General features: G+C 72.8%; 19 protein-coding genes. 17 read left to right on the forward strand and 2 right to left on the reverse strand.

What is annotated here, in order from left to right:
* Position 1: 1 nt before the first annotated feature.
* From ABZX65_RS33380 to ABZX65_RS33435, 12 genes are all read left to right on the forward strand, one after another.
* Positions 2 to 1,300 (forward strand): dihydroorotase, encoded by a 1,299-nt coding sequence (locus ABZX65_RS33380; RefSeq protein ID WP_355348770.1) that lies wholly within the window; start codon positions 2 to 4, stop codon positions 1,298 to 1,300.
* Positions 1,297 to 1,959, forward strand: a complete 663-nt coding sequence (locus tag ABZX65_RS33385; protein WP_355348773.1) for a hypothetical protein — start codon at positions 1,297 to 1,299, stop codon at positions 1,957 to 1,959. Before ABZX65_RS33380 ends, ABZX65_RS33385 begins: the two co-directional genes overlap by 4 nt.
* Positions 1,956 to 3,089 carry a glutamine-hydrolyzing carbamoyl-phosphate synthase small subunit gene (gene carA / locus ABZX65_RS33390; protein WP_355348776.1) on the forward strand — a complete coding sequence of 378 codons (1,134 nt, stop codon included), beginning with the start codon at positions 1,956 to 1,958 and terminating at the stop codon, positions 3,087 to 3,089. Before ABZX65_RS33385 ends, carA begins: the two co-directional genes overlap by 4 nt.
* Positions 3,082 to 6,399, forward strand: coding sequence for a carbamoyl-phosphate synthase large subunit (gene carB, locus ABZX65_RS33395; RefSeq protein WP_355348779.1), 3,318 nt, complete (start codon positions 3,082 to 3,084; stop codon positions 6,397 to 6,399). Before carA ends, carB begins: the two co-directional genes overlap by 8 nt.
* Positions 6,400 to 6,483: 84 nt before the next feature.
* Complete coding sequence (locus ABZX65_RS33400) at positions 6,484 to 7,593, forward strand: quinone-dependent dihydroorotate dehydrogenase (RefSeq protein ID WP_355348782.1); 1,110 nt, start codon at positions 6,484 to 6,486, stop codon at positions 7,591 to 7,593.
* Positions 7,590 to 8,450, forward strand: coding sequence for an orotidine-5'-phosphate decarboxylase (pyrF, locus tag ABZX65_RS33405; protein WP_355348785.1), 861 nt, complete (start codon positions 7,590 to 7,592; stop codon positions 8,448 to 8,450). Before ABZX65_RS33400 ends, pyrF begins: the two co-directional genes overlap by 4 nt.
* A gap of 388 nt (positions 8,451 to 8,838) precedes the next feature.
* On the forward strand, positions 8,839 to 9,162 hold the full coding sequence (locus ABZX65_RS33410) for an integration host factor (protein ID WP_093712873.1): 324 nt from the start codon (positions 8,839 to 8,841) through the stop codon (positions 9,160 to 9,162).
* Positions 9,163 to 9,235: 73 nt separating this feature from the next.
* A complete protein-coding gene (gene gmk / locus ABZX65_RS33415; protein WP_355348790.1) occupies positions 9,236 to 9,859 on the forward strand; it encodes a guanylate kinase in 624 nt (207 codons plus the stop codon).
* Positions 9,860 to 9,908: 49 nt separating this feature from the next.
* The gene (gene rpoZ, locus ABZX65_RS33420) at positions 9,909 to 10,181 is read left to right on the forward strand and encodes a DNA-directed RNA polymerase subunit omega (protein ID WP_033174507.1); all 273 of its coding nucleotides are present in this window, start codon (positions 9,909 to 9,911) and stop codon (positions 10,179 to 10,181) included.
* Between the two features lie 156 nt (positions 10,182 to 10,337).
* Positions 10,338 to 11,564, forward strand: coding sequence for a bifunctional phosphopantothenoylcysteine decarboxylase/phosphopantothenate--cysteine ligase CoaBC (gene coaBC / locus ABZX65_RS33425; RefSeq protein WP_355348794.1), 1,227 nt, complete (start codon positions 10,338 to 10,340; stop codon positions 11,562 to 11,564).
* A 145-nt stretch (positions 11,565 to 11,709) separates the two neighbouring features.
* A complete protein-coding gene (metK, locus tag ABZX65_RS33430) occupies positions 11,710 to 12,927 on the forward strand; it encodes a methionine adenosyltransferase (protein ID WP_355348797.1) in 1,218 nt (405 codons plus the stop codon).
* An 84-nt stretch (positions 12,928 to 13,011) separates the two neighbouring features.
* Positions 13,012 to 15,150: a primosomal protein N' gene (locus tag ABZX65_RS33435; protein ID WP_355348800.1), complete on the forward strand. Its 2,139-nt coding sequence runs from the start codon at positions 13,012 to 13,014 to the stop codon at positions 15,148 to 15,150.
* A 560-nt stretch (positions 15,151 to 15,710) separates the two neighbouring features.
* On the opposite strand, the gene ABZX65_RS33440 is transcribed toward ABZX65_RS33435, so the two are convergent.
* Positions 15,711 to 16,265 carry a hypothetical protein gene (locus tag ABZX65_RS33440; RefSeq protein ID WP_355348803.1) on the reverse strand — a complete coding sequence of 185 codons (555 nt, stop codon included), beginning with the start codon at positions 16,263 to 16,265 and terminating at the stop codon, positions 15,711 to 15,713.
* A 280-nt stretch (positions 16,266 to 16,545) separates the two neighbouring features.
* On the opposite strand from ABZX65_RS33440, the gene def reads away from it, so the two are divergent.
* From def to ABZX65_RS33465, 5 genes are all read left to right on the forward strand, one after another.
* Complete coding sequence (gene def, locus ABZX65_RS33445) at positions 16,546 to 17,118, forward strand: peptide deformylase (RefSeq protein WP_355348806.1); 573 nt, start codon at positions 16,546 to 16,548, stop codon at positions 17,116 to 17,118.
* 95 nt (positions 17,119 to 17,213) lie between these two features.
* A complete protein-coding gene (gene fmt / locus ABZX65_RS33450) occupies positions 17,214 to 18,146 on the forward strand; it encodes a methionyl-tRNA formyltransferase (RefSeq protein WP_355348809.1) in 933 nt (310 codons plus the stop codon).
* Between the two features lie 107 nt (positions 18,147 to 18,253).
* Positions 18,254 to 19,699, forward strand: coding sequence for a transcription antitermination factor NusB (locus tag ABZX65_RS33455; protein ID WP_355348812.1), 1,446 nt, complete (start codon positions 18,254 to 18,256; stop codon positions 19,697 to 19,699).
* Positions 19,700 to 19,837: 138 nt separating this feature from the next.
* Positions 19,838 to 20,254 carry a YciI family protein gene (locus tag ABZX65_RS33460; protein WP_355348815.1) on the forward strand — a complete coding sequence of 139 codons (417 nt, stop codon included), beginning with the start codon at positions 19,838 to 19,840 and terminating at the stop codon, positions 20,252 to 20,254.
* A complete protein-coding gene (locus ABZX65_RS33465) occupies positions 20,254 to 21,399 on the forward strand; it encodes a DUF6596 domain-containing protein (RefSeq protein ID WP_355348818.1) in 1,146 nt (381 codons plus the stop codon). The genes ABZX65_RS33460 and ABZX65_RS33465 overlap by 1 nt, the downstream gene beginning before the upstream one ends.
* A 26-nt stretch (positions 21,400 to 21,425) precedes the next feature.
* Here the strand turns inward: ABZX65_RS33465 and ABZX65_RS33470 are convergent, their stop codons facing one another.
* Positions 21,426 to 23,576 carry an MMPL family transporter gene (locus ABZX65_RS33470; RefSeq protein ID WP_355348821.1) on the reverse strand — a complete coding sequence of 717 codons (2,151 nt, stop codon included), beginning with the start codon at positions 23,574 to 23,576 and terminating at the stop codon, positions 21,426 to 21,428.
* Positions 23,577 to 23,675 lie beyond the last annotated feature (99 nt).

Raw genomic sequence — 23,675 nt, forward strand, 5'->3', positions numbered from 1 at the left:
CATGAGCAAGATCCTGATCCGTGGCGCGAAGGTACTGGGCGGCGAGCCGCAGGACGTCCTGATCGACGGCGAGACCATCGCCGCTATCGGCGCGGGCCTGTCCGGCGACGGGACCGAGGACGCCACCGTGGTCGACGGCGAGGGCCGGATGGTCCTGCTGCCCGGCCTGGTCGACCTCCACACCCACCTGCGCGAGCCGGGCCGCGAGGACTCCGAGACCGTGCTGACCGGCACCAGGGCCGCCGCGATCGGCGGCTACACCGCCGTGCACGCCATGGCCAACACCTTCCCCGTCGCCGACACCGCGGGCGTCGTCGAGCAGGTCTGGCGGCTCGGCAAGGAGTCCGGCTACTGCGACGTGCAGCCGGTCGGCGCCGTCACCGTCGGCCTGGAGGGCAAGCAGCTCGCCGAACTGGGCGCCATGGCCGACTCGGCCGCCCGGGTACGGGTCTTCTCCGACGACGGCAAGTGCGTGGACGACGCGGTGATCATGCGCCGCGCGCTGGAGTACGTGAAGGCGTTCGACGGCGTCGTCGCCCAGCACGCGCAGGAGCCCCGGCTCACCGAGGGCGCCCAGATGAACGAGGGCACCGTCTCCGGCGAACTGGGCCTGACCGGCTGGCCCGCCGTCGCCGAGGAGTCGATCATCGCCCGCGACATCCTGCTCGCCGCGCACGTCGGCTCCCGCGTGCACATCTGCCACCTGTCCACCGCGGGCTCCGTCGAACTCGTCCGCTGGGCCAAGTCCAAGGGCTGGGACGTCACCGCCGAGGTCACCCCCCACCACCTGCTGCTCACCGACGAGCTGGTGCGTACGTACAACCCGGTCTACAAGGTCAACCCGCCGCTGCGCACCGAGGCGGACGTGCTCGCGCTGCGCGAGGCACTGGCCGACGGCACCATCGACTGTGTGGCCACCGACCACGCACCGCACCCGCACGAGGACAAGGACTGCGAGTGGGCCGCCGCCGCCATGGGCATGGTGGGCCTGGAGACCGCGCTGTCCGTCGTGCAGCACACCATGGTCGACACCGGACTGCTGGACTGGGCGGGCGTCGCCGACCGCATGTCGGCCAGGCCCGCCGTCATCGGACGGCTCGCGGGCCACGGACGGCCGCTCGCCGAGGGCGAGCCCGCCAACCTCGTCCTGGTCGATCCCGCATACCGTGGGGTGGTCAATCCCGCGGGCTTCGCCTCCCGCAGTCGCAACACCCCCTACGAGGGACGCGAACTGCCGGGCCGGGTGCACGCCACCTTCCTGCGGGGCCAGGCGACGGTCATGGACGGGAAGCTCACGTGACACCTCTGACACTGCTGGCGGCCGGTACGGCGCGGGCCGCGGACAAGCACTCGGCGAAGGTCACCGACTGGACCGACCGGATCGGCTGGATCGTCGGCCTCGCCCTGTTCGTCGGCCTGCTGTACTGGCTGATGCGCCAGGGCTGGCAGTGGCGCCGCACCCTCCAGGGCGGCCTGCCCGCACTCCCGCAGGCCCCCGAGGAGACCGGCGAACCGCTCCTGGAATTCGACGGCCGCTACCACGGCAGCACCACCGCGGGGCAGTGGCTGGACCGGATCGTCGCCCACGGCCTCGGCGTACGCAGCAAAGTGACGCTCACCCTCACCGAGGAGGGCCTGGACGCCGACCGCGTCGGCGCCCCCGGCTTCTTCGTCCCCGCCGCCGCCCTGCGCGGCGCCCGCCTCGACAAGGGCATCGCGGGCAAGGTCCTCACCGAAGGCGGCCTGCTGGTCGTCACCTGGGAGCACGGCGGCACCCTCATCGACTCCGGCTTCCGCGCCGACCACGCCGCGCAGCACCCGGCCTGGGTCGCGGAGATCAACCGCGTCAGCGGCGGCGAGGACGCCCCCGGCCGACGGGCGGCGGACGTCGCCTTCGCGGACCACACACCGGGCGTCGGCCCGGCCGAACAACAGGCAAAGAAGGAAGGCGCACAATGACGACCTCCGTCCGGGCGGCCACCGCACCCGCCGTACTCGTCCTGGAGGACGGCCGCACCTTCCGCGGCCGTGCCTACGGGGCGGTGGGGGAGACCTTCGGCGAGGCCGTCTTCTCCACCGGTATGACCGGCTACCAGGAAACGCTCACCGACCCCTCGTACCACCGCCAGGTCGTCGTCATGACCGCCCCGCACGTCGGCAACACCGGCGTCAACGACGAGGACGCCGAGTCGTCCCGCATCTGGGTGTCCGGCTACGTCGTACGCGACCCCGCCCGCACCCCGTCCAACTGGCGCTCGCGGCGCTCGCTCGACGAGGAGCTGACCACCCAGGGCGTGGTCGGCATCAGCGGCATCGACACCCGCGCCCTCACCCGCCACCTGCGCGAACGCGGCGCCATGCGGGTCGGCATCTTCTCCGGCGAGGCACTGGCCGACGACGGCACGCTGCTCGCCAGGGTCCGGCAGGCCCCCGAGATGACCGGCGCCGACCTGTCCGCCGAGGTCGCCACCCGGCAGACCTACGTCGTCCCGGCGATCGGGGAGAAGCGCTTCACCGTCGCCGCCCTCGACCTCGGCATCAAGGGCATGACCCCGCACCGGATGGCCGAGCGCGGCATCGAGGTGCACGTCCTGCCCGCGAACGCGAGTGTCGAGGACGTCTACGCGGTCGCGCCCGACGGCGTCTTCCTGTCCAACGGCCCCGGCGACCCGGCCACCGCCGACCTCACCGTCATCCAGGCCGTCCTGGAGCGCGGGACCCCGCTGTTCGGCATCTGCTTCGGCAACCAGCTCCTCGGCCGGGCGCTCGGCTTCGGCACGTACAAGCTCAAGTACGGCCACCGCGGCATCAACCAGCCGGTGCAGGACCGCGGCACCGGCAAGGTCGAGGTCACCGCGCACAACCACGGCTTCGCCGTGGACGCGCCGCGCGACCGGGTCAGCGACACCCCGTACGGCCGCGCCGAGGTCAGCCATGTCTGCCTCAACGACGACGTGGTGGAGGGTCTGCGGCTGCTCGACCGGCCCGCCTTCAGCGTCCAGTACCACCCGGAGGCGGCGGCGGGACCGCACGACGCCGCCTACCTGTTCGACCGCTTCGTTTCCCTGATGGAGGGCCAGCGTGCCTAAGCGCACCGATATCCAGTCCGTCCTGGTCATCGGCTCCGGCCCGATCGTCATCGGCCAGGCCGCCGAGTTCGACTACTCAGGCACCCAGGCGTGCCGGGTCCTCAAGTCCGAGGGCCTGCGGGTCATCCTCGTCAACTCCAACCCCGCCACGATCATGACCGACCCGGAGATCGCCGACGCCACGTACGTCGAGCCGATCACCCCGGAATTCGTCGAGAAGATCATCGCCAAGGAGCGCCCCGACGCGCTGCTGCCCACCCTCGGCGGCCAGACCGCGCTCAACACCGCGATCTCGCTGCACGACAACGGCGTCCTCACCAAGTACGGCGTCGAGCTGATCGGCGCCAACGTCGAGGCGATCAACAAGGGCGAGGACCGCGACCTGTTCAAGGGCGTCGTCGAGGCCGTCAAGGCGAAGATCGGCTACGGCGACTCCGCCCGCTCGGTGATCTGCCACACCATGGACGACGTGCTCGCGGGCGTCGACACCCTCGGCGGCTACCCCGTCGTCGTCCGCCCCTCCTTCACCATGGGCGGCGCGGGCTCCGGCTTCGCGCACGACGAGGACGAACTGCGCCGCATCGCAGGGCAGGGCCTGACCCTCTCGCCGACCACCGAGGTGCTCCTGGAGGAGTCCATCCTCGGCTGGAAGGAGTACGAGCTGGAGCTGATGCGCGACAAGCACGACAACGTCGTGGTCGTCTGCTCCATCGAGAACTTCGACCCGATGGGCGTGCACACCGGCGACTCCATCACCGTCGCGCCCGCGATGACCCTCACCGACCGCGAGTACCAGATCCTGCGGGACATCGGCATCGCCGTCATCCGCGAGGTCGGCGTCGACACCGGCGGCTGCAACATCCAGTTCGCGGTCAACCCCGAGGACGGCCGGGTCATCGTCATCGAGATGAACCCGCGCGTCTCCCGCTCCTCCGCGCTCGCCTCCAAGGCCACCGGCTTCCCGATCGCGAAGATCGCCGCCCGCCTGGCCGTCGGCTACACGCTCGACGAGATCCCCAACGACATCACCGAGAAGACCCCCGCGTCCTTCGAACCGACGCTGGACTACGTCGTCGTCAAGGTGCCGCGCTTCGCCTTCGAGAAGTTCCCGGCCGCCGACGCCACCCTCACCACCACCATGAAGTCGGTCGGCGAGGCCATGGCCATCGGCCGCAACTTCACCGAGGCGCTCAACAAGGCGCTGCGCTCGCTGGAGAAGAAGGGCTCGCAGTTCGACTTCGTGACCCCGGTCTCCGCCGCGGACAAGGAAGCGCTGCTGGCCACCGCCGCCGTCCCCACCGACGGCCGGATCAACACCGTCATGACCGCGATCCGCGCCGGGGCCACCCCGGAAGAGGTCTTCGACGCCACGAAGATCGACCCCTGGTTCGTGGACCAGCTCTTCCTGATCCACGAGTACGCCGTCGAACTGGCCGCGGCCGACCGCCTCGACCCCGAACTGCTCGCCGACGCCAAGCGGCACGGCTTCTCCGACGCCCAGATCGCCGGCATCCGCTCGCTGCGCGAGGACGTCGTCCGCGAGGTCAGGCACGCGCTCGGCATCCGCCCGGTCTACAAGACCGTCGACACCTGCGCCGCCGAATTCGCCGCCGACACCCCGTACTTCTACTCGTCCTACGACGAGGAGAGCGAGGTCGCGCCGCGCGAGAAGGCCGCCGTGATCATCCTCGGCTCCGGGCCCAACCGGATCGGCCAGGGCATCGAGTTCGACTACTCCTGCGTCCACGCCTCCTTCGCGCTGCACGACGCCGGGTACGAGACCGTGATGGTCAACTGCAACCCGGAGACCGTCTCCACCGACTACGACACCTCCGACCGGCTCTACTTCGAGCCGCTCACCCTGGAGGACGTCCTGGAGATCGTGCACGCCGAAACGCTCGCGGGCCCGGTCGCCGGTGTCATCGTGCAGCTCGGCGGCCAGACCCCGCTCGGCCTGGCGCAGGCCCTCAAGGACAACGGGGTGCCGGTCGTCGGCACCTCGCCCGAGGCGATCCACCTCGCCGAGGACCGCGGCGCCTTCGGCCGCGTGCTGGCCGCCGCCGGACTGCCCGCGCCCAAGCACGGCACCGCCGTCACCTTCGACGGCGCCAAGGCCATCGCCGACGAGATCGGCTACCCGGTGCTCGTCCGCCCCTCGTACGTGCTCGGCGGGCGCGGCATGGAGATCGTCTACGACGAGACCCGGCTCGCCTCCTACATCGCCGAGTCCACCGAGATCAGCCCCGACCGCCCCGTGCTCGTCGACCGCTTCCTCGACGACGCCATCGAGATCGACGTGGACGCGCTCTACGACGGCCACGAGCTGTACCTCGGCGGCGTCATGGAGCACATCGAGGAAGCCGGCATCCACTCCGGCGACTCCGCGTGCGCCCTGCCGCCGATCACGCTCGGCGGCCACGACATCAAGCGGCTGCGCGCCTCCACCGAGGCCATCGCCGCCGGAGTCGGCGTACGCGGCCTGATCAACATCCAGTTCGCGCTCGCCGGGGACATCCTCTACGTACTGGAGGCCAACCCGCGCGCCTCCCGTACCGTCCCCTTCACCTCCAAGGCGACCGCGGTGCCGCTGGCCAAGGCCGCCGCGCGGATCTCGCTCGGCGCCACCGTCGCGGAACTGCGCGCCGAGGGCCTGCTGCCGACGACGGGCGACGGCGGCACCCTGCCGCTGGACGCGCCGATCTCCGTCAAGGAAGCGGTGCTGCCCTGGTCGCGGTTCCGCGACATGCAGGGCCGGGGCGTCGACACCATCCTCGGCCCGGAGATGCGCTCCACCGGCGAGGTCATGGGCATCGACGCGGTCTTCGGCACCGCGTACGCCAAGTCGCAGGCCGGGGCGTACGGCGCGCTGCCCACCAAGGGCCGCGCCTTCATCTCGGTCGCCAACCGCGACAAGCGCGCGCTGATCTTCCCGGCCCGCGCGCTGATCGAGCACGGCTTCGAACTGCTGGCCACCTCGGGCACCGCGGAAGTCCTGCGGCGCAACGGCATCGAGGCGCGGGTCGTGCGCAAGCAGAGCGAGGGCGTGGGGCCCGAGGGCGAGCCGACCGTGGTCACCCTCATCCACGAGGGCGAGGTCGACCTCATCGTCAACACCCCCTTCGGCACCGGCGGACGCCTCGACGGCTACGACATCCGCACCGCCGCCGTCGCCCGCGGCATCCCCTGCCTGACCACGGTCCAGGCGCTCGCCGCGGCCGTCCAGGGCATCGACGCCTTGACGCGCGGCGACATCGGGGTGCGCTCCTTGCAGGAGCACGCGCGGCATCTGATCGCGGCGCGCGAGGGGTGAGCTGCGGCCCGGCGCCCGCTGTGCGCGCAGTTCCCCGCGCCCCTTCCGGGGCGCATCCCCCTCCGAGGAGATGACCGCTACACGATGTACCACCTCTTCTTCCGGCTCTTCTTCCGGCGCATGGACGCCGAGAGCGCCCATCACCTGGCCTTCCGGTGGATCCGGCTGGTGGCGCGGATCCCCGTCCTGCGCACCTTCGTCGCGGCGGCGCTCGCGCCGCGCTACGCGTCGCTGCGTACCGAGGCCCTGGGCCTGCGGATGCACGGCCCGTTCGGGCTGGCGGCCGGGTTCGACAAGAACGCGGTCGCCATCGACGCGATGGCCATGCTCGGCTTCGACCACGTCGAGATCGGCACGGTCACCGCGCAGGGCCAGTCCGGCAATCCGCGGCCCCGGCTGTTCCGGCTGGTCGCCGACAGCGCGCTGATCAACCGGATGGGCTTCAACAACGACGGGTCCGCCGCCGTCGCGGACCGGCTCGCCGCCCGGCGACCGGTCTTCCGTACCACCGTCGGCGTCAACATCGGCAAGACCAAGACGGTCCCGGAGGAGGCGGCGGCGGGCGACTACGTGACGTCCACCGAGCGGCTGGCCGCGCACGCCGACTACCTGGTGGTCAACGTGTCCTCGCCGAACACGCCGGGACTGCGCAATCTCCAGGCGACCGCCGCCCTGCGCCCGCTGCTGGCGGCGGTACGCGAGGCCGCCGACCGTACGGTGACCGACCGCCGCGTGCCGCTGCTGGTCAAGATCGCGCCCGACCTGGCGGACGAGGACGTGGACGCCGTCGCCGACCTCGCCGTGGAACTGGGCCTCGACGGCATCATCGCCACCAACACCACCATCGCCAGGGACGGCCTCGGCCTGGCGTCCGACCCCCGGCTGACCGCGGAGACCGGCGGGCTGTCCGGCGCGCCGCTGGGCGACCGCTCCCTGGAGGTGCTGCGCAGGCTGTACGCGCGGGTCGGCGACCGGATCACGCTGGTCGGCGTCGGCGGCATCCGCGACGCGGAGGACGCCTGGCAGCGGATTCTCGCGGGCGCCACCCTGGTGCAGGGCTACAGCGCCTTCATCTACCAGGGCCCCTTCTGGATGCGCGCGGTCCACAAGGGCCTGGCCGCCCGCCTGGCCACCAGCCCGTACGCCACGCTCGCCGACGCCGTCGGCGCCGACACACGGAAGGTGCCGGTATGACCCCGACCCCGCCGCAGGTGGAACTCGAACCCTTCGGCGCGCGGCTGCGCCGGGCCATGGACACCCGCGGACAGCTCTGCGTCGGCATCGACCCGCACGCCGCGCTGCTCACCGCGTGGGGTCTCAACGACGACGTGGCCGGTCTCGAACGCTTCACGATGACCGTGGTCGAGGCGCTGGCCGACCGTACGGCGGTCCTCAAACCGCAGTCGGCGTTCTTCGAGCGCTTCGGCTCGCGCGGTATCGCCGTACTGGAGCGGGCGGTCGCCGAGGCGCGGGCCGCGGGCGTCCTGGTGCTGATGGACGCCAAGCGCGGCGACATCGGCTCGACGATGGCCGCGTACGCCGCCACGTATCTGGACAAGGACTCGCCGCTGTTCTCCGACGCGGTCACGGTCAGCCCCTATCTCGGCTTCGAGTCGCTGCGGCCCGCGCTGGACGCGGCGCGGATCTCGGGGTCCGGGGTCTTCGTCCTCGCCCTGACCTCCAACCCGGAGGGCGCGGAGGTGCAGCGGGCGACGGCGGCGGGCGGCGCGTCCGTCGCGCAGGTGATGCTCGACCACATGGCGGCCGAGAACGCGGGTGTGACGCCGCTGGGTTCGGTCGGCGCGGTGGTCGGCGCGACGCTGTCGGAGGCGGGCGCGGATCTCGACATCAACGGGCCGCTGCTGGCGCCCGGCATCGGGGCGCAGGGCGCCACGCCCGCGGGACTGCCGGCGCTGTTCGGCTCCGCGGTGGCCAATGTGGTGCCCAGCGTCAGCCGGGACGTGCTGCGGCACGGACCCGACGCGGCGGGACTGCGCGAGGCGGCGGCGCGCTTCACCGACGAGGTGCGCGCGGCGGTCTCGGGCGGGTAGCCGTACCGGTCGGGGGTAGGCGGCCCAACGACGGTGCGCGGCAGGGGAGTCCGGGTCCTCCGGGGCCCGGACGGACCCCAAAACGTTGCCCCGGTCGCGCCCCTGATGGGGCCGGTCGCGCGCTGTTTAAACGTCAAAAAGAAGGTTCAGATTCAACCACCGAACGAATTGACGCAGAAACCTGTTCCGCTTTGCCCCAAATATCCCGCTGGATCGAGTCTGACCAGGACTTTTCGTCTGTTCTCGCTGACTTGAGCCGTTCGGACCGCTAGTCTCCGACAGGAGCGGCGACGTTCACTCGCGTCGCTTCTCGCCCCGTAAACGCGGGGGGAGTGTGCTCCACCACACGGTCCATATCCGATTGCTCTACATCCGAGGTGACGTAGGCGTGGCTCTTCCGCCCCTTACCCCTGAACAGCGCGCTGCCGCGCTCGAAAAGGCCGCCGCGGCTCGCCGGGAGCGCGCCGAGGTCAAGAACCGGCTCAAGCACTCCGGCGCCTCTCTGCACGAGGTCATCAAGCAGGGCCAGGAGAACGACGTCATCGGCAAGATGAAGGTCTCCGCTCTCCTGGAGTCCCTGCCCGGCGTCGGCAAGGTGCGCGCCAAGCAGATCATGGAGCGGCTCGGGATCTCCGAGAGCCGGCGCGTCCGTGGTCTGGGCTCGAACCAGATCGCGTCCCTGGAGCGCGAGTTCGGCGGCGCCTCCGCCTGACGGTCCGCGTGCCCCCGGCAAGCTTTGCCCCGCCGCGGCACCAGCACCTCCGGGAACCAGGGATAATCGCTCCATGAGTTCTACAGTCTCCCGGGGGGCGGCCCGCCCCCTCGCTTCGCAGGGGGCCACTCCGGCCCCCCCGGACAGACACCCGCGACTGACCGTGCTCTCCGGCCCCTCAGGGGTCGGCAAGAGCACGGTCGTCGCCCACCTGCGCACGGTGCACCCCGACGTCTGGCTGTCGGTCTCCGCCACCACGCGCAAGCCGCGCCCCGGCGAGCAGCACGGTGTCCAGTACTACTTCGTGGACGACGACGAGTTCGACAAGCTCGTCGCCAACGGCGAACTGCTGGAGTGGGCCGAATTCGCCGGGAACCGCTACGGCACGCCCCGCGCGGCCGTGCTCGACAAGCTCGGCGCGGGCGAGCCCGTGCTGCTGGAGATCGACCTCCAGGGCGCCCGGCTGGTCCGCGAGTCGATGCCCGAGGCGCGCCTGGTCTTCCTCGCGCCGCCGAGCTGGGAGGAACTGGTCCGCCGCCTCACCGGGCGCGGCACCGAATCGCCCGAGGTGATCGAGGAACGGCTGAGCGCGGCCAAGGTCGAACTGGCCGCCGAGGCCGAGTTCGACGTGACCCTTGTCAACACCTCGGTCGAGGCTGTAGCGCGTGAGCTGCTAGCCTTGATGCAGATTGACTGAGCTGACTCAGTCTTTTCCGTTTTCCATCAGTAGTAGGGGTAGGTAGAGCGTGTCCTCTTCCATCACCACGCCCGAGGGCATCATCAATCCTCCGATTGACGAGCTGCTCGAAGCCACCGATTCGAAGTACAGCCTGGTGATCTACGCCGCCAAGCGCGCGCGCCAGATCAACGCGTACTACTCCCAGCTCGGTGAGGGCCTGCTGGAGTACGTCGGCCCGCTCGTGGACACCCACGTGCACGAGAAGCCGCTCTCCATCGCGCTGCGCGAGATCAACGCGGGTCTGCTGACCTCCGAAGCGGTCGAGGCACCCGCGCACTGACGCCAGCACACATCCACACGCGTTTCAGCACGGGCCCGGCGGAGCGACCGCCGGGCCCGTGGTGTGTCATGGGACGTGTCAGGTGACCCGCGCGGAACGGGTCGCGGGACAGGTCGCAGGACGGTTCGGACGACGGATCTCGGGTCGGGAGACACGATGGCGAAACCACAGGTCGTGCTGGGTGTGAGCGGCGGCATCGCCGCCTACAAGGCGTGCGAGCTGCTGCGGCGGCTCACCGAGTCGGGGCACGGCGTGCGGGTGGTGCCCACCGAGTCCGCGCTGCACTTCGTCGGCGAGGCCACCTGGTCGGCGCTGTCCGGCAACCCGGTCTCCACCCGCGTCTGGGACGACGTCCACGAGGTCCCGCACGTACGGATCGGCCAGCACGCCGACCTCGTCGTGGTCGCCCCCGCCACCGCCGACCTGCTCGCCAAGGCCGCCCACGGCCTCGCCGACGACCTGCTCACCAACACCCTGCTGACCGCCCGCTGCCCGGTGGTCTTCGCCCCCGCGATGCACACCGAGATGTGGGAGCACCCGGCCACCCGGGAGAACGTCGCCACCCTGCGGCGCCGGGGCTGCGTCGTCATCGAACCCGCCGTCGGCAGGCTGACCGGCGTCGACACCGGCAAGGGACGGCTGCCCGACCCCGCCGAGATCTACGAGGTCTGCCGCCGCGTGCTGCGCCGGGGACCCGCCGAGCGGGACCTGGCCGGACGCCATGTGGTGATCAGCGCGGGCGGTACCCGCGAACCCCTCGACCCGGTCCGCTACCTCGGCAACCGCTCCTCCGGCAAGCAGGGCTACGCGCTGGCCCGTACCGCCGTGGCGCGCGGCGCCCGGGTCACCCTCCTCGCGGCCAACACCGGGCTCCCCGACCCGGCCGGCGCCGACGTCGTCACCGTCGGCACCGCGGAACAGCTCAGGGAAGCGGTGCTCAAGGCCGCCGCCGACGCCGACGTGGTGGTGATGGCCGCCGCCGTCGCGGACTTCCGCCCCGCGCGGTACGCGGCGGGCAAGATCAAGAAGAAGGACGACCAGGAGCCCGCGCCGATCACCCTGGTCCGCAACGCCGACATCCTCGCCGAGATCTCCGCGCACCGCGCCCGGCCGGGACAGCTCGTCGTCGGCTTCGCCGCCGAGACCGACGACGTCCTCGTCAACGGACGCGCCAAGCTCACCCGAAAGGGTTGTGATCTGCTCGTCGTCAACGAAGTGGGTGACGGCAAGGCGTTCGGCACCGAGGAGAACGAGGCTGTGGTACTGGGCGCCGACGGCAGCGAGACCCCCGTACCGTACGGGCCCAAGGAGGATCTCGCGGACCGGGTGTGGGATCTTGTCGGCGCGAGATTGCCGGAAAGCGACACTCGGGTGGACGCGTGATGACGCGTTCCGCCACGAATCCAAAGGTCGAGATGCCGTGTCACGTCCGCGGCGGCGGACTATAAGCTTGCAGTGGAGTGCCGGGCGCAGCCCTGCGCACTCCGCCCAGATTCAGCCAGCAGCCGCTGCAACCCCAGGGAGCGATGTGTCCCGCCGCCTGTTCACCTCGGAGTCCGTCACCGAGGGACACCCAGACAAGATCGCTGACCAGATCAGCGACACCATCCTCGACGCCCTCCTCAAGGCCGACCCGCACTCCCGGGTCGCCGTCGAGACGCTGATCACCACCGGTCAGGTGCATATCGCGGGCGAGGTCACGACCACCGCCTACGCCGATATCGCCACCCTGGTGCGCAACAAGATCCTGGAGATCGGCTACGACTCCTCCAAGAAGGGCTTCGACGGCGCCTCCTGCGGCGTCTCGGTGTCCATCGGCGCGCAGTCCCCTGACATCGCACAGGGTGTCGACACCGCGTACGAGAAGCGCGTCGCGGGTTCCGCCGCGACCGACGACGACCTGAACAAGCAGGGCGCGGGCGACCAGGGCCTGATGTTCGGCTACGCGTCCGACGAGACGCCCGAGCTGATGCCGCTGCCGATCACGCTCGCCCACCGCCTGTCCAGGCGGCTGACCGAGGTCCGCAAGAACGGCCAGATCCCGTACCTGCGCCCGGACGGCAAGACCCAGGTCACCATCGAGTACGACGGCGACAAGGCCGTCCGCCTCGACACCGTCGTGGTCTCCTCGCAGCACGCCTCCGACATCGACCTGGAGTCGCTGCTCGCGCCCGACATCCGGGAATTCGTCGTCGAGGTCGAGCTGAAGGCCCTGCTCGACGACGGCATCAAGCTCGACACCGACGGCTACAAGCTGCTGGTCAACCCCACCGGCCGCTTCGAGATCGGCGGCCCCATGGGTGACGCCGGGCTCACCGGCCGCAAGATCATCATCGACACCTACGGCGGCATGGCCCGCCACGGCGGCGGCGCCTTCTCGGGCAAGGACCCGTCCAAGGTCGACCGCTCCGCCGCCTACGCCATGCGCTGGGTCGCCAAGAACGTCGTCGCCGCCGGGCTCGCCGCGCGCTGCGAGGTCCAGGTCGCCTACGCCATCGGCAAGGCCGAGCCCGTCGGTCTCTTCGTCGAGACCTTCGGCACCGCGAGCGTCGACGTCGAGAAGATCGAGCAGGCCATCAGCCAGGTCTTCGACCTGCGGCCCGCCGCGATCATCCGCGACCTCGACCTGCTCCGCCCGATCTACGCCCAGACCGCCGCCTACGGCCACTTCGGCCGCGAGCTGGAGGACTTCACCTGGGAGCGGACGGACCGCGTCGACGCCCTGCGCGCGGCCGCCGGGCTCTAAGTCCGTACGGCGCCCCCGCCCCGGTATGGGGGCGCCGTCTCGCGGCGGCGCGAGTGTGTCCGAGGGGTCTGTAAGAATCGCAAGGTGAGCAGCGAGAACGGTCAGGACGCCGAGCCCCCCGCAGGGGAGCAGCTCGCGCTCATTCGGGAGACCGTCAAGAAGGCGAAGGAGCCCAAGGCCAAGCCGCGCACATGGCGCGGGGCGGCCCTCGCCGAAGGGCTGCCGGTGGCACGGGTGCTGGTCGACAAGGGGCTGCTGCACCTGGACCAGTTCTTCGACTACGCGGTGCCGGCGGCCATGGACGAGGAGGCCAGACCCGGCGTACGGGTCAGGGTCCGCTTCGGGGCGCGCGTGGTGAAGGGCAGGAGAGAAGGCGGCTCGCTGCACGACGGCTTCATCGTCGAACGGCGGGCCGAGAGCGACTTCCGCGGCCCCCTCGCCCCGCTCGCGCAGGTGCTGTCGACCGAGCAGGTGCTGACCCCGCCGCTGCTGAAGCTGTGCCGCCAGGTCGCTGACCGGTACGCCGGAGCGCTCGCCGACGTCGTCCAGCTCGCCGTACCGCCCAGGATGGCCCGCGCCGAGCGCGACCCGTCACCGGGACCGCTGCCGGACCCGGCGGCGCCGGAGCCGGGGAGCTGGCAGCGGTACGCGACGGGCCCCGCGTACCTCCAGGCGCTGGCCCGCGGCGACACGCCCCGCGCGGTCTGGCTCGCGCTGCCCGGACCGCACTGGCCGCGCGAACTGGCGGTGGCCGTCGCCACCACCCTCGCCTCTGGCCGCGGCGCCCTGGCCGTACTGCCCGACGGCCGGTCCGCCGCCCGGGTCGACGCGGCGCTGACCGAACTGCTCGGCGAGGGCCGCCACGTCCTGCTCACCGCCGACGCGGGCCCCGAGGAGCGGTACCGGCGGTGGCTGGCCGTCAGCCGCGGCACGGTACGGGCCGTCGTCGGCACCCGCGCCGCGATGTTCGCGCCCGTCACCGACCTCGGCCTCGTCGCGCTCTGGGACGACGGCGACTCCAGCCACGCCGAGCCGCACGCCCCGCAGCCGCACGCCCGTGACGTCCTGCTGCTGCGCGCCGCCGAGGAACGGACCGCGTTCCTGCTCGGCGGCCTCACCAGCACCGTCGAGGCGGCCCAGCTCGTGGACAGCGGCTGGGCGCTGCCGCTGGCGGCCGGCCGGGACGAGGTACGGGCGGCGGCGCCGCTGATCCGCACGGTCGGCGACGGCGACCAGGCCAGGGACGAGGCCGCGCGCGCCGCCCGGCTGCCGTCGATCGCCTGGCAGGTCACGCGGGAGGCGCTGGCGCGCGGCCCGGTCCTCGTCCAGGTGCCGCGCCGCGGCTACGTACCCCGGCTCGCCTGCGACAACTGCCGCGAACCCGCCCGGTGCACCGCCTGCGCCGGGCCGCTCGAAGTCCGCGAGCAGGGCGGCACCCCGCACTGCGGCTGGTGCGGGCGGCCCGCCGCCGACTGGCACTGTCCCGAATGCGGCGGCTTCCGGCTGCGCGCCCAGATCGTGGGCGCGCGGCGCACGGCCGAGGAACTGGGGCGCGCCTTCCCCAAAGTGCCGGTACGCACCTCGGGGCGCGACACCGTCCTCGCCTCGGTCGGCGCGGCCCCCGCGCTGGTCATCGCCACCCCCGGCGCCGAACCCGTCGCCGACACCGGCTACGCGGCGGCCCTGCTGCTCGACGGCTGGGCGCTGCTGAACCGGCCCGACCTGCGCGCCGGGGAGGAGGCGCTCCGGCGCTGGGCGCACGCCGCCGCCCTCGTACGGCCCGCGGGCGAGGGCGGCACCGTCGTCATCCTCGGCGAGCCGACCCTGCGGCCCGTCCAGGCCCTCGTCCGCTGGGACCCCGCCGGGCACGCCCTGCGCGAGCTGGCCGAACGCGCCGAGCTGCGCTTTCCGCCGGTCTCCCGGATGGCCTCGGTCGTCGGGCCCCCGGCCGCCGTGGTCGACCTCCTCGACACCTTGCGGCTCCCGCCGGGTACCGACCAGCTCGGGCCCGTGCCCCTGCCCGTCCCCACGTCCGGCCCCGGCCGCACCCGCCGCCACGGAGAGCCGCCGCCCGGCGAGCAGTGGGAACGGCTTCTGCTCCGCGTGCCCCCCGGCACCGGCTCCGCCCTCGCCGCCGCCCTCAAAGAGGCCCAGATCGCTCGCGCCACCCGTGGCGCCTCCGACCCGGTCCACGTCCGCATGGACCCCCCCAACATCGGCTGACCAGCTCCGCCGGGGGTTCCCCACGTTCCCGGTGACCCGGTTGACCGCCCCGAACGGCCCCTGTCCCGCGACGGGCTCGTCGTACCTCGTCGCGCAGGTTCCCCGCGCCCCTGGAGGGGGCTGTACCTGTCGTCTGCGCACGACGGCTCGTCGTGGCTTGTCGCGCAGGTTCCCCGCGCCCCTGGAGGGGGCTGTACCTGTCGTCTGCGCACGACGGCTCGTCGTGGCTTGTCGCGCAGTTCCCCGCGCCCCTGACGGGGCTCTCGGCCGCGTGGAGTGAGCGCACGTGGTCGTGCACGTGGTGGTGGCGCCGGTCTTTTGAGGGGCGCGGGGAACTGCGCGACGAGCCACGACGGACCGTCGTGGGAAGCGGACCGTGTGTCCCAGGGCCCTGGGGGGAGGGTGGGGGAAGGCACGGCAAGCCGCGACGGGCCCTCGTGGGGGAAAAGGGGGCAAGCCCCCTCCCGGAAGCGCGCCGCAGGCGCGCGGTGCCCGACCTGTCGGCGTGGCGGGCGGCGGCGGGACTACGGCGCGGAGGAGGGAGGGGGGAGGGGACGGCGTCAGCCGTTGCGCGGCCCGGGGAAGGACGTGACGGCGTCCTCACGGTCGTCGCGTGGCTCACGCGCTTCCAGTGCCCCCAGCGGAAGCGGGCCCGGCGGAAGCGCCCCCGGCATGGAACGGGCGGCGGGGACGGAGGCGAGGGGCGCGGGGCTGCCGGTCACCACCCCGTGCCCGGAGGCGGCCTGCTCGTCGGGTCCGGGAGGTGCGCTGCGGCGCCCGCCGTACCGGCGGTGCACCGCCTGTTTGGTCACGCCGAGCGCGGAGCCGACGGCGTCCCAGGAGAACCCCAGGGAGCGGTCGAACTCCACGGCCGCGGTGACCAGGGTCTCCACGCTGTCGCGCAGCTCCTGAGCGAGCCGGACGGTCGGGGCGGGCGCGCGGCCGTACACGACGAATCCGGCGGTGGGGCCGCTGCGGCGCGGCCGGTAGACGTTGCCCAACTGGGCGGTCAGGGTCCGCAGCGCGTCCACTTGGCGGCGGACCCTTTCGATGTCCCGCACCAGCAGGTGCAGGCTGGCCCGTGCCTGGGCGTCAGGGGTTGCGTGGTCGGGCATCAACAAGCCTCTCCAACCGGCGGTTACTTAAGGAATGGGCCGTGTGCATTGACCCGAATTCGGGCAAACTCTCTTGACCAACGCGCCAGCCGCCCATGGAGTCACGCAGCAAGGGGCGCAGCCCACCCCTCGGGGGGCGCGCGGCCGGGCGCGCACCCCCGCCACGGCGGGCCGAACGCGCCTCTAGAATTGACCCCTGCCCCGTCCCCGGGGCGGTCAGGACGGCCGGCACCCGGCGTCCGGAGCCGCCGCCGTACGCCCGTTCCAGGAGACCGCCGCCGTGTCCGTCAAGCCCATCCGCCTCTTCGGTGACCCGGTGCTGCGCATGACGGCGCAGCCGGTCACGACCTTCGACAAGGAACTGCGCACGCTCGTACAGGACTTGACCGACACCATGCGGGACGCGCCGGGCGCGGGCCTGGCCGCGCCGCAACTGGGCGTCTCCCTGCGGGTGTTCACCTACTTCGTCGAGGGCGAGCTGGGCCACCTGATCAACCCGGAGCTGACGCTCAGCGAGGACGAGCAGGACGGTCCCGAGGGCTGCCTGTCGCTGCCTGGCCTGACGTACGACTGCAAGCGCGCGTACGGCGTCGTCGCCAAGGGCCGCAACATGTACGGCGACCCGGTCACGATCGAGGGCACGCAGCGGCTCGCCCGCTGCATCCAGCACGAGACGGACCACCTGGACGGGGTCATCTTCATCGACCGGCTCGACACCGAGCAGCGCAAGGCCGCGCTCAAGGCGATCCGCGAGGCGACCGAGGGCCCGGACGGCATCTGGCGGGTGCCGGGCGAGAACGGCGTGCCGCAGGTGAAGATCTCGCCGCACGACACCTTCGGGCGCGGGCAGTGACGCCCGCCCCCTGACGGCGGCGAGCCGTCACGCCGTCGCGCCGTCAGGCCGAAAAGCCCGCCCGTGAACCACCATCGAGAGGCACACCCCGCACGATGAGGCTCGTCTTCGCCGGCACCCCCGAGGTCGCCGTACCCGCACTGGACGCACTGCTGGCCTCCGACCGGCACGAGGTCGTCGCCGTCGTGACCCGGCCCGACGCGACGGCCGGGCGCGGCCGCAAGCTGCTGGCCAGCCCCGTCGCCGAGCGGGCCGCCGAGGCCGGCGTCGAAATCCTCAAGCCCGCGCGCCCCCGCGACGAGGACTTCCTCGCACGGCTGCGGGAGATCGCCCCCGACGCCTGCCCGGTCGTCGCCTACGGCGCGCTGCTGCCCAAGGCCGCGCTCGACATCCCCGCGCACGGCTGGATCAATCTGCACTTCTCGCTGCTGCCCGCCTGGCGCGGCGCCGCGCCCGTGCAGCACGCGGTCATGGCAGGTGACGAGGTCACCGGCGCGTCCACCTTCCTCATCGAGCAGGGGCTCGACTCCGGGCCCGTCTACGGCGTCCTCACCGAGGAGATCGGCCCGACCGACACCAGCGGCGACCTGCTCACCCGGCTCGGCCGCAGCGGCGCCGGGCTGCTCGTCGCCACCATGGACGGCATCGAGGACGGCCGCCTCGTCGCCCGGCCCCAGCCCGCCGACGGGGTCACCCTCGCGCCCAAGATCACCGTCGAGGACGCCGCCGTCGACTGGACGGCGCCCGCGCTCCGCGTCGACCGCCTCATCCGGGGGTGCACCCCCGCGCCCGGCGCCTGGACCCTGACCTCCGGCGAACGCCTCAAGCTCGGGCCCGTCCGGCCCCAGCCCGACCGCGTCGACCTCGCCCCCGGCGAGCTGAGTGTCGCCAAGAACGCCGTGTACGTCGGGACGGGGAGCCACGCCGTACTCCTCGGAGAGGTGCAGCCGCAGGGCAAGAAGCGGATGGCCGCCGCCGACTGGGCCCGGGGCGCCCGCATCCCGTCCGGCTCCCGCCTCGGGGCCTAGGGCGGACCGGCCCTAGGGCCTGTCCGCAGGGCAGAAGTACGCCCCGCGCCGCAGGCGCTTAGGGTGGACGGCGACCGACCTTCGTAAAAATCGGAGCACCTTCACACGTGAACGACCAGCCGCGCCGCCGCCCGCAGGGCAAGCCGTACCGCCGACCCCAGCATGACCCCGTCAGAATCCTGGCGTTCGAGGCGCTGCGGGCGGTGGGGGAGCGGGACGCGTACGCGAATCTGGTGCTGCCGGGCCTGCTCAAGGCGGCGGAGGCGGAGGCGGTGAAGAAGGGCCGGGAGTTCGACCGGCGGGACGCGGCGCTGGCGACGGAGCTGGTGTACGGGACGCTGCGGCGGCAGGGAACGTACGACACGGTGATCGCGGCCTGCGTGGACCGGCCCTTGCGCGAGGTGGACCCGCCGGTGCTCGACGTGCTGGCGCTGGGCACCCACCAGCTGCTCGGGACGCGTATCCCGACGCACGCGGCGGTCTCGGCGAGCGTCGAGCTGGCCCGGGTGGTGCTCGGCGACGGCCGGGCGAAGTTCGTGAACGCGGTGCTGCGGAAGGTCTCCGCGCACGACCTGGACGAGTGGCTCGAACTGGTCGCGCCGCCGTACGACGAGGACCCCGAGGACCACCTGGCCGTCGTGCACTCGCATCCGCGCTGGGTCGTCTCGGCGCTGTGGGACGCGCTCGGCGGCGGCCGGGCCGGGATCGAGGACCTGCTGGCGGCGGACAACGAGCGGCCCGAGGTGACGCTGGTCGCGCGCCCCGGCCGGTCGACCGCGCGCGAGCTGATGGAGTCGCTGCCGCCGGACACGACGGAGCCCGGCCGCTGGTCGCCGTACGCGGTACGGCTGGCCGAGGGCGGTGACCCGGCGGCCGTGGACGCGGTCCGCGAGGGCCGGGCCGGCGTGCAGGACGAGGGCAGCCAACTCGTCGCCGCCGCGCTGGCCGCCGTCCCGCTCGACGGCCGGGACGCCCGCTGGCTCGACGCCTGCGCGGGCCCCGGCGGCAAGGCCGCGCTCCTCGCGGCCCTCGCGGCCCAGCGCGGCGCGGAACTCGTCGCCGCCGAGAAGCAGCCCCACCGCGCCCGCCTCGTGGCCCGCTCCCTGGCGGGCAACCCCGGCCCGTACCAGGTCGTGGTCGCCGACGGCACCCGCCCCGCCTGGGCCGAGGGCTCCTTCGACCGCGTCCTGGTCGACGTGCCCTGCACCGGCCTCGGCGCGCTCCGCCGCCGACCCGAGGCGCGCTGGCGACGGCGCGCCGAAGACGTACCCACCTTCGGCCCCCTCCAGCGCGGCCTGCTCACCGAGGCCCTGCACGCCGTGCGCGTCGGCGGCGTCGTCGGCTACGCGACCTGCTCCCCGCACCTGGCGGAGACCCGCGCCGTCGTGGACGACATCCTCCGCGACGACCGCGCCCCGGCCGCCGAGCGCATCGACGTACGCCCACTGCTGCCCGGTGTCCCCGCCCTCGGCGACGGCCCCGACATCCAGCTCTGGCCGCACCTGCACGGCACGGACGCGATGTACCTCGCCCTCCTGCGCCGTACGGCCTGACCCGCCGGGAGCCGGTCGCCCGCGTTCAGCCGCGCGGGCGAAAAACATCCGGCGGCGATGTCGAGAACCCGCGCACGGCTCCGTCCCCGAGGTGAAGCGCGACCACAATGGGCCGCATCCGCACCGAGGAGAAGCACCATGGCGAAGTATCTGCTGCTCAAGCACTACCGGGGCGCCCCGGCGCCGGTGAACGACGTACCCATGGCGCAGTGGACGCCCGAGGAGATCTCGGCGCACGTGACGTACATGAACGACTTCGCGACCCGCCTCGAGGAGACCGGCGAGTACGTCGACAGCCAAGCGCTCGCCCCCGAGGGGACCTTCGTGCGGTACGACGGGGAGGGCCGTCCGCCGGTCACCGACGGGCCGTTCGCCGAGACCAAGGACGTCATCGCCGGGTGGATGGTGATCGACGTCGACAGCTACGAGCGGGCCCTCGAACTGGCAGGGGAGCTGTCGGCCGCGCCCGGCGCCGGGGGGAAGCCGATCCACGAATGGCTGGAGCTGCGTCCGTTCCTCGGCGCCCACCCCACCGTCACGGGGTGCCCCCACTGATGGACGAGGCTCTGATCAGGAGCCTCACCCCGGCAGTGCTCGCGATCCTCGTCCGGCGCGGAGCCGACTTCGCGGCGGCCGAGGACGCGGTGCAGGACGCACTGGTCGAAGCGGTACGCGTCTGGCCCGACGATCCGCCGCGTGACCCGAAGGGCTGGCTGGTGACGGTGGCCTGGCGGCGGTTCCTCGACGCGACGCGGGCGGACACGGCCCGGCGCAGGCGTGAGGACCGGGTGGACGAGGAACCGGCGAGCGGGCCCGCCTCCGGCGCGGACGACACCCTCCAGCTCTACTTCCTGTGCGCGCACCCGTCGCTGACCGCGTCGTCGGCGGTCGCGCTCACCCTGCGGGCCGTCGGCGGCCTGACCACCCGGCAGATCGCCCAGGCGTATCTGGTGCCCGAGGCGACGATGGCACAGCGCGTCAGCCGGGCCAAACGCACCGTCTCCGGCGTGCGGTTCGACCGGCCGGGCGACGTCGCCACGGTGCTGCGGGTCCTGTACCTGGTCTTCAACGAGGGCTACTCCGGCGATGTCGACCTGTCCGCCGAGGCCGTCCGGCTCACCCGGCAGCTCGCGGCCGTGATCGACCACCCCGAGGTGGCGGGGCTGCTCGCCCTCATGCTGCTGCACCACGCCCGCCGGGCCGCCAGGACCGCGCCCGACGGCAGCCTCGTACCGCTCGCCGAGCAGGACCGCGGACGGTGGGACACCGGGGCGATCGCCGAGGGCGTCGAGATCCTTCAGGCGGCGCTGGCCCGCGACCGGCTGGGCGAGTTCCAGGCCCAGGCCGCCATCGCGGCGCTCCACGCGGACGCGCCGACGGCCGAGGAGACCGACTGGGCGCAGATCGTCGAGTGGTACGACGAACTGGCGGCCCTGACCGACAGCCCGGTCGTCCGCCTCAACCGGGCGGTGGCAATCGGCGAGGCGGACGGCCCCCGCGCCGGTCTCGCGGCGCTCGCCGCCCTCGACGACACGCTGCCCCGCTACACGGCGGTGGCCGCGTATCTCCACGAGCGCGACGGCGACCTGGCGACGGCGGCCCGGCTCTACGCGCAGGCGGCCCCGAAGGCGCCGAACCTCGCCGAGCGCGACCACCTGACCCGGCAGGCGGCCCGGCTCAACACCCGCCGCGAGCGCTGACGCGCCCATGATCCGCCGGACAGGCCCTAACGGCTGTCCGCTGGCTGCTCCCGGTCCTCCTCGCGCGCCTGCGCCGGGTCGGCACGGGGCGAGTCGAGCCTGCTCGGCCACCACACCCGGTGGCCCAGGTCGAGGGTGATCGCGGAGACCAGCACCGAGCGGACGACGAAGGTGTCGAGCAGGACGCCGAAGGCGACCGCGAAGCCGATCTCGGCGAAGCCGACCACCGGGAGCGTGCCGAGCACCGCGAAGGTGCCCGCGAGGACGAGCCCGGCCGAGGTGATCACCCCGCCGGTGGCGGCGAGACCGGTACGGACGCCGTCGCGGGTGCCGCGCCGGACGGTCTCCTCCCGGATGCGGGTCATGAGGAAGATGTTGTAGTCGATGCCCAGCGCCACCAGGAACACGAAGACGAACAGCGGGAACGCCGTGTCCTCGCCCGCGTATCCGAACACGTGCCGGAAGACCAGCGAGCTGACGCCGAGGGCGGCGCCGAAGGACAGCACCACCGTGGCCATCAGCACCAGCGGCGCCACCAGGGCCCGCAGCAGCAGCGCCAGGATCAGCAGGACGACCAGCAGAATCAGCGGGATCAGCAGCTTGTTGTCGCGGCTCGCCGCCTGATTCGTGTCCTTCTGCACCGCCGTCCCGCCGCCGACCAGGGCGTCCGCGCCGGGGACGCGGTGCAGGGTGTCGCGGGCCAGCCGTACGGTCCGCTGGGCGGCCCCGCTGTCCGCGCGGTCGGCGAGAGTGGCCTCCAGGTAGACCCGGCCGTCCCTCTGCGCGGCCACGCCCGGCGGGGTGCCGACCGAGCCGGGCACGACGCCCTGCACCGAGGCCAGCGCCGTACGCACCTCGTCGGCGGCGCCCGCCCGCGCGATCACCACCAGCGGCTGGCCGCCACCGGCCGGGAAGTAGCGGGACTGCACCTTCTGGCCGACCACGGAGTCCGGGGTGTCGGTGAAGCTGTCCGCGCTGGACAGGCCGGTCGCCTTCAGCGAGAAGAGTCCCAGGCCGAGCGCGCCGAGCACGACCACCGTCGTGATCCACACCGACCGCGGCCGGTGGCCGACCGCCGTGCCGATCCGCGACCACACACCGGCCTCGGTCGGCTCCGCGCTGCCCACGTGCGGGATCGCGGGCCAGAACACCCAGCGGCCGAAGATCACCAGCAGGGCGGGGAAGAGCGTGAGCATCGCCAGCAGGGCCACCGCGACACCGATCGCGGCGACGGGGCCGAGCCCGGAGGTCGAGTTCATGTCGGCGGCCAGCAGGCACAGCATGCTCAGCGCCACCGTGGCCGCGCTCGCGATGATCGCGGGGCCCGCCCGGTGCAGGGCGAGCGCCATCGCCTCGTGCCGGTCCTCATGATCGCGCAGCTCTTCGCGGTAGCGGGCGACGAGCAGCAGCGCGTAGTCCGTACCCGCGCCGAACACCAGGACGGTGAGGATGCCCGCGCTCTGGGCGTTGACCACCAGACCTGCGTGCTCGGCGAGGAGGTAGATCACCGCCTCCGACGTGAACAGCGCGCCGATCACGGACAGCACCGGCACGAAGAGCAGGCTCAGGCTGCGGTAGGTGATCAGCAGGATCACGACGACGACGGCGAGGGCCGCGTACAGCAGGGTGCCCTCGATCCCGGCGAAGGCGTCGGCGGAGTCCGCGGAGAAGCCGCCGGGGCCCGTGATGTGCGTCCGGAGCCCGTCGTCGCCCTGCCCGACGGTGGACCTGAGCTGCTCGACCGCGTCCGCGATGGTGCTCCAGCCGCTCGGGTCGATGGTGATCGGCACGATGAGCAGCGCGGCGCGCGGCGCGGTCCGCCGGTCGAGCTGCGGTCCGACCGTACGGCTGCCGACGATGCCGTGCGCGGTCAGCGACTTGACCGAGGCGGCGTCCGCGCCGACCTTCGCCACATCCGCGTCGGTCAGGCCGCCGGGCCGGGAGTACACGACGACCGCGGGCGCGCTCTCCGGCACGAACTGCTTCTGGAGCTCCAGCACTCGGGTGGACTCCGCCTTGCTCGGCAGCCAGCTCGCCGAGTCGTTCTTCTGCGCGTCGGTGAGTTTCTGGGCCAGCGGCGAGACCACCACCAGCACGACGATCCACAGGCCGAGCACGACCCACTTGCTCCGCCGCCCGCAGACGACGTGCGCTATCCGTCCCGCTCCGCCCGCCATGAGTGCCCCCCGGGCCCGCTCGTGGTGTCGTCCCCCCGCCGTCCGACGCGACGCCCTGGGAGCGCCGGACCGTGCCGGAGAGTGATCGGCACCAGCATG

This window comes from Streptomyces sp. NPDC003300 (genome assembly GCF_040610915.1).
Classification (GTDB): Bacteria; Actinomycetota; Actinomycetes; order Streptomycetales; family Streptomycetaceae; genus Actinacidiphila.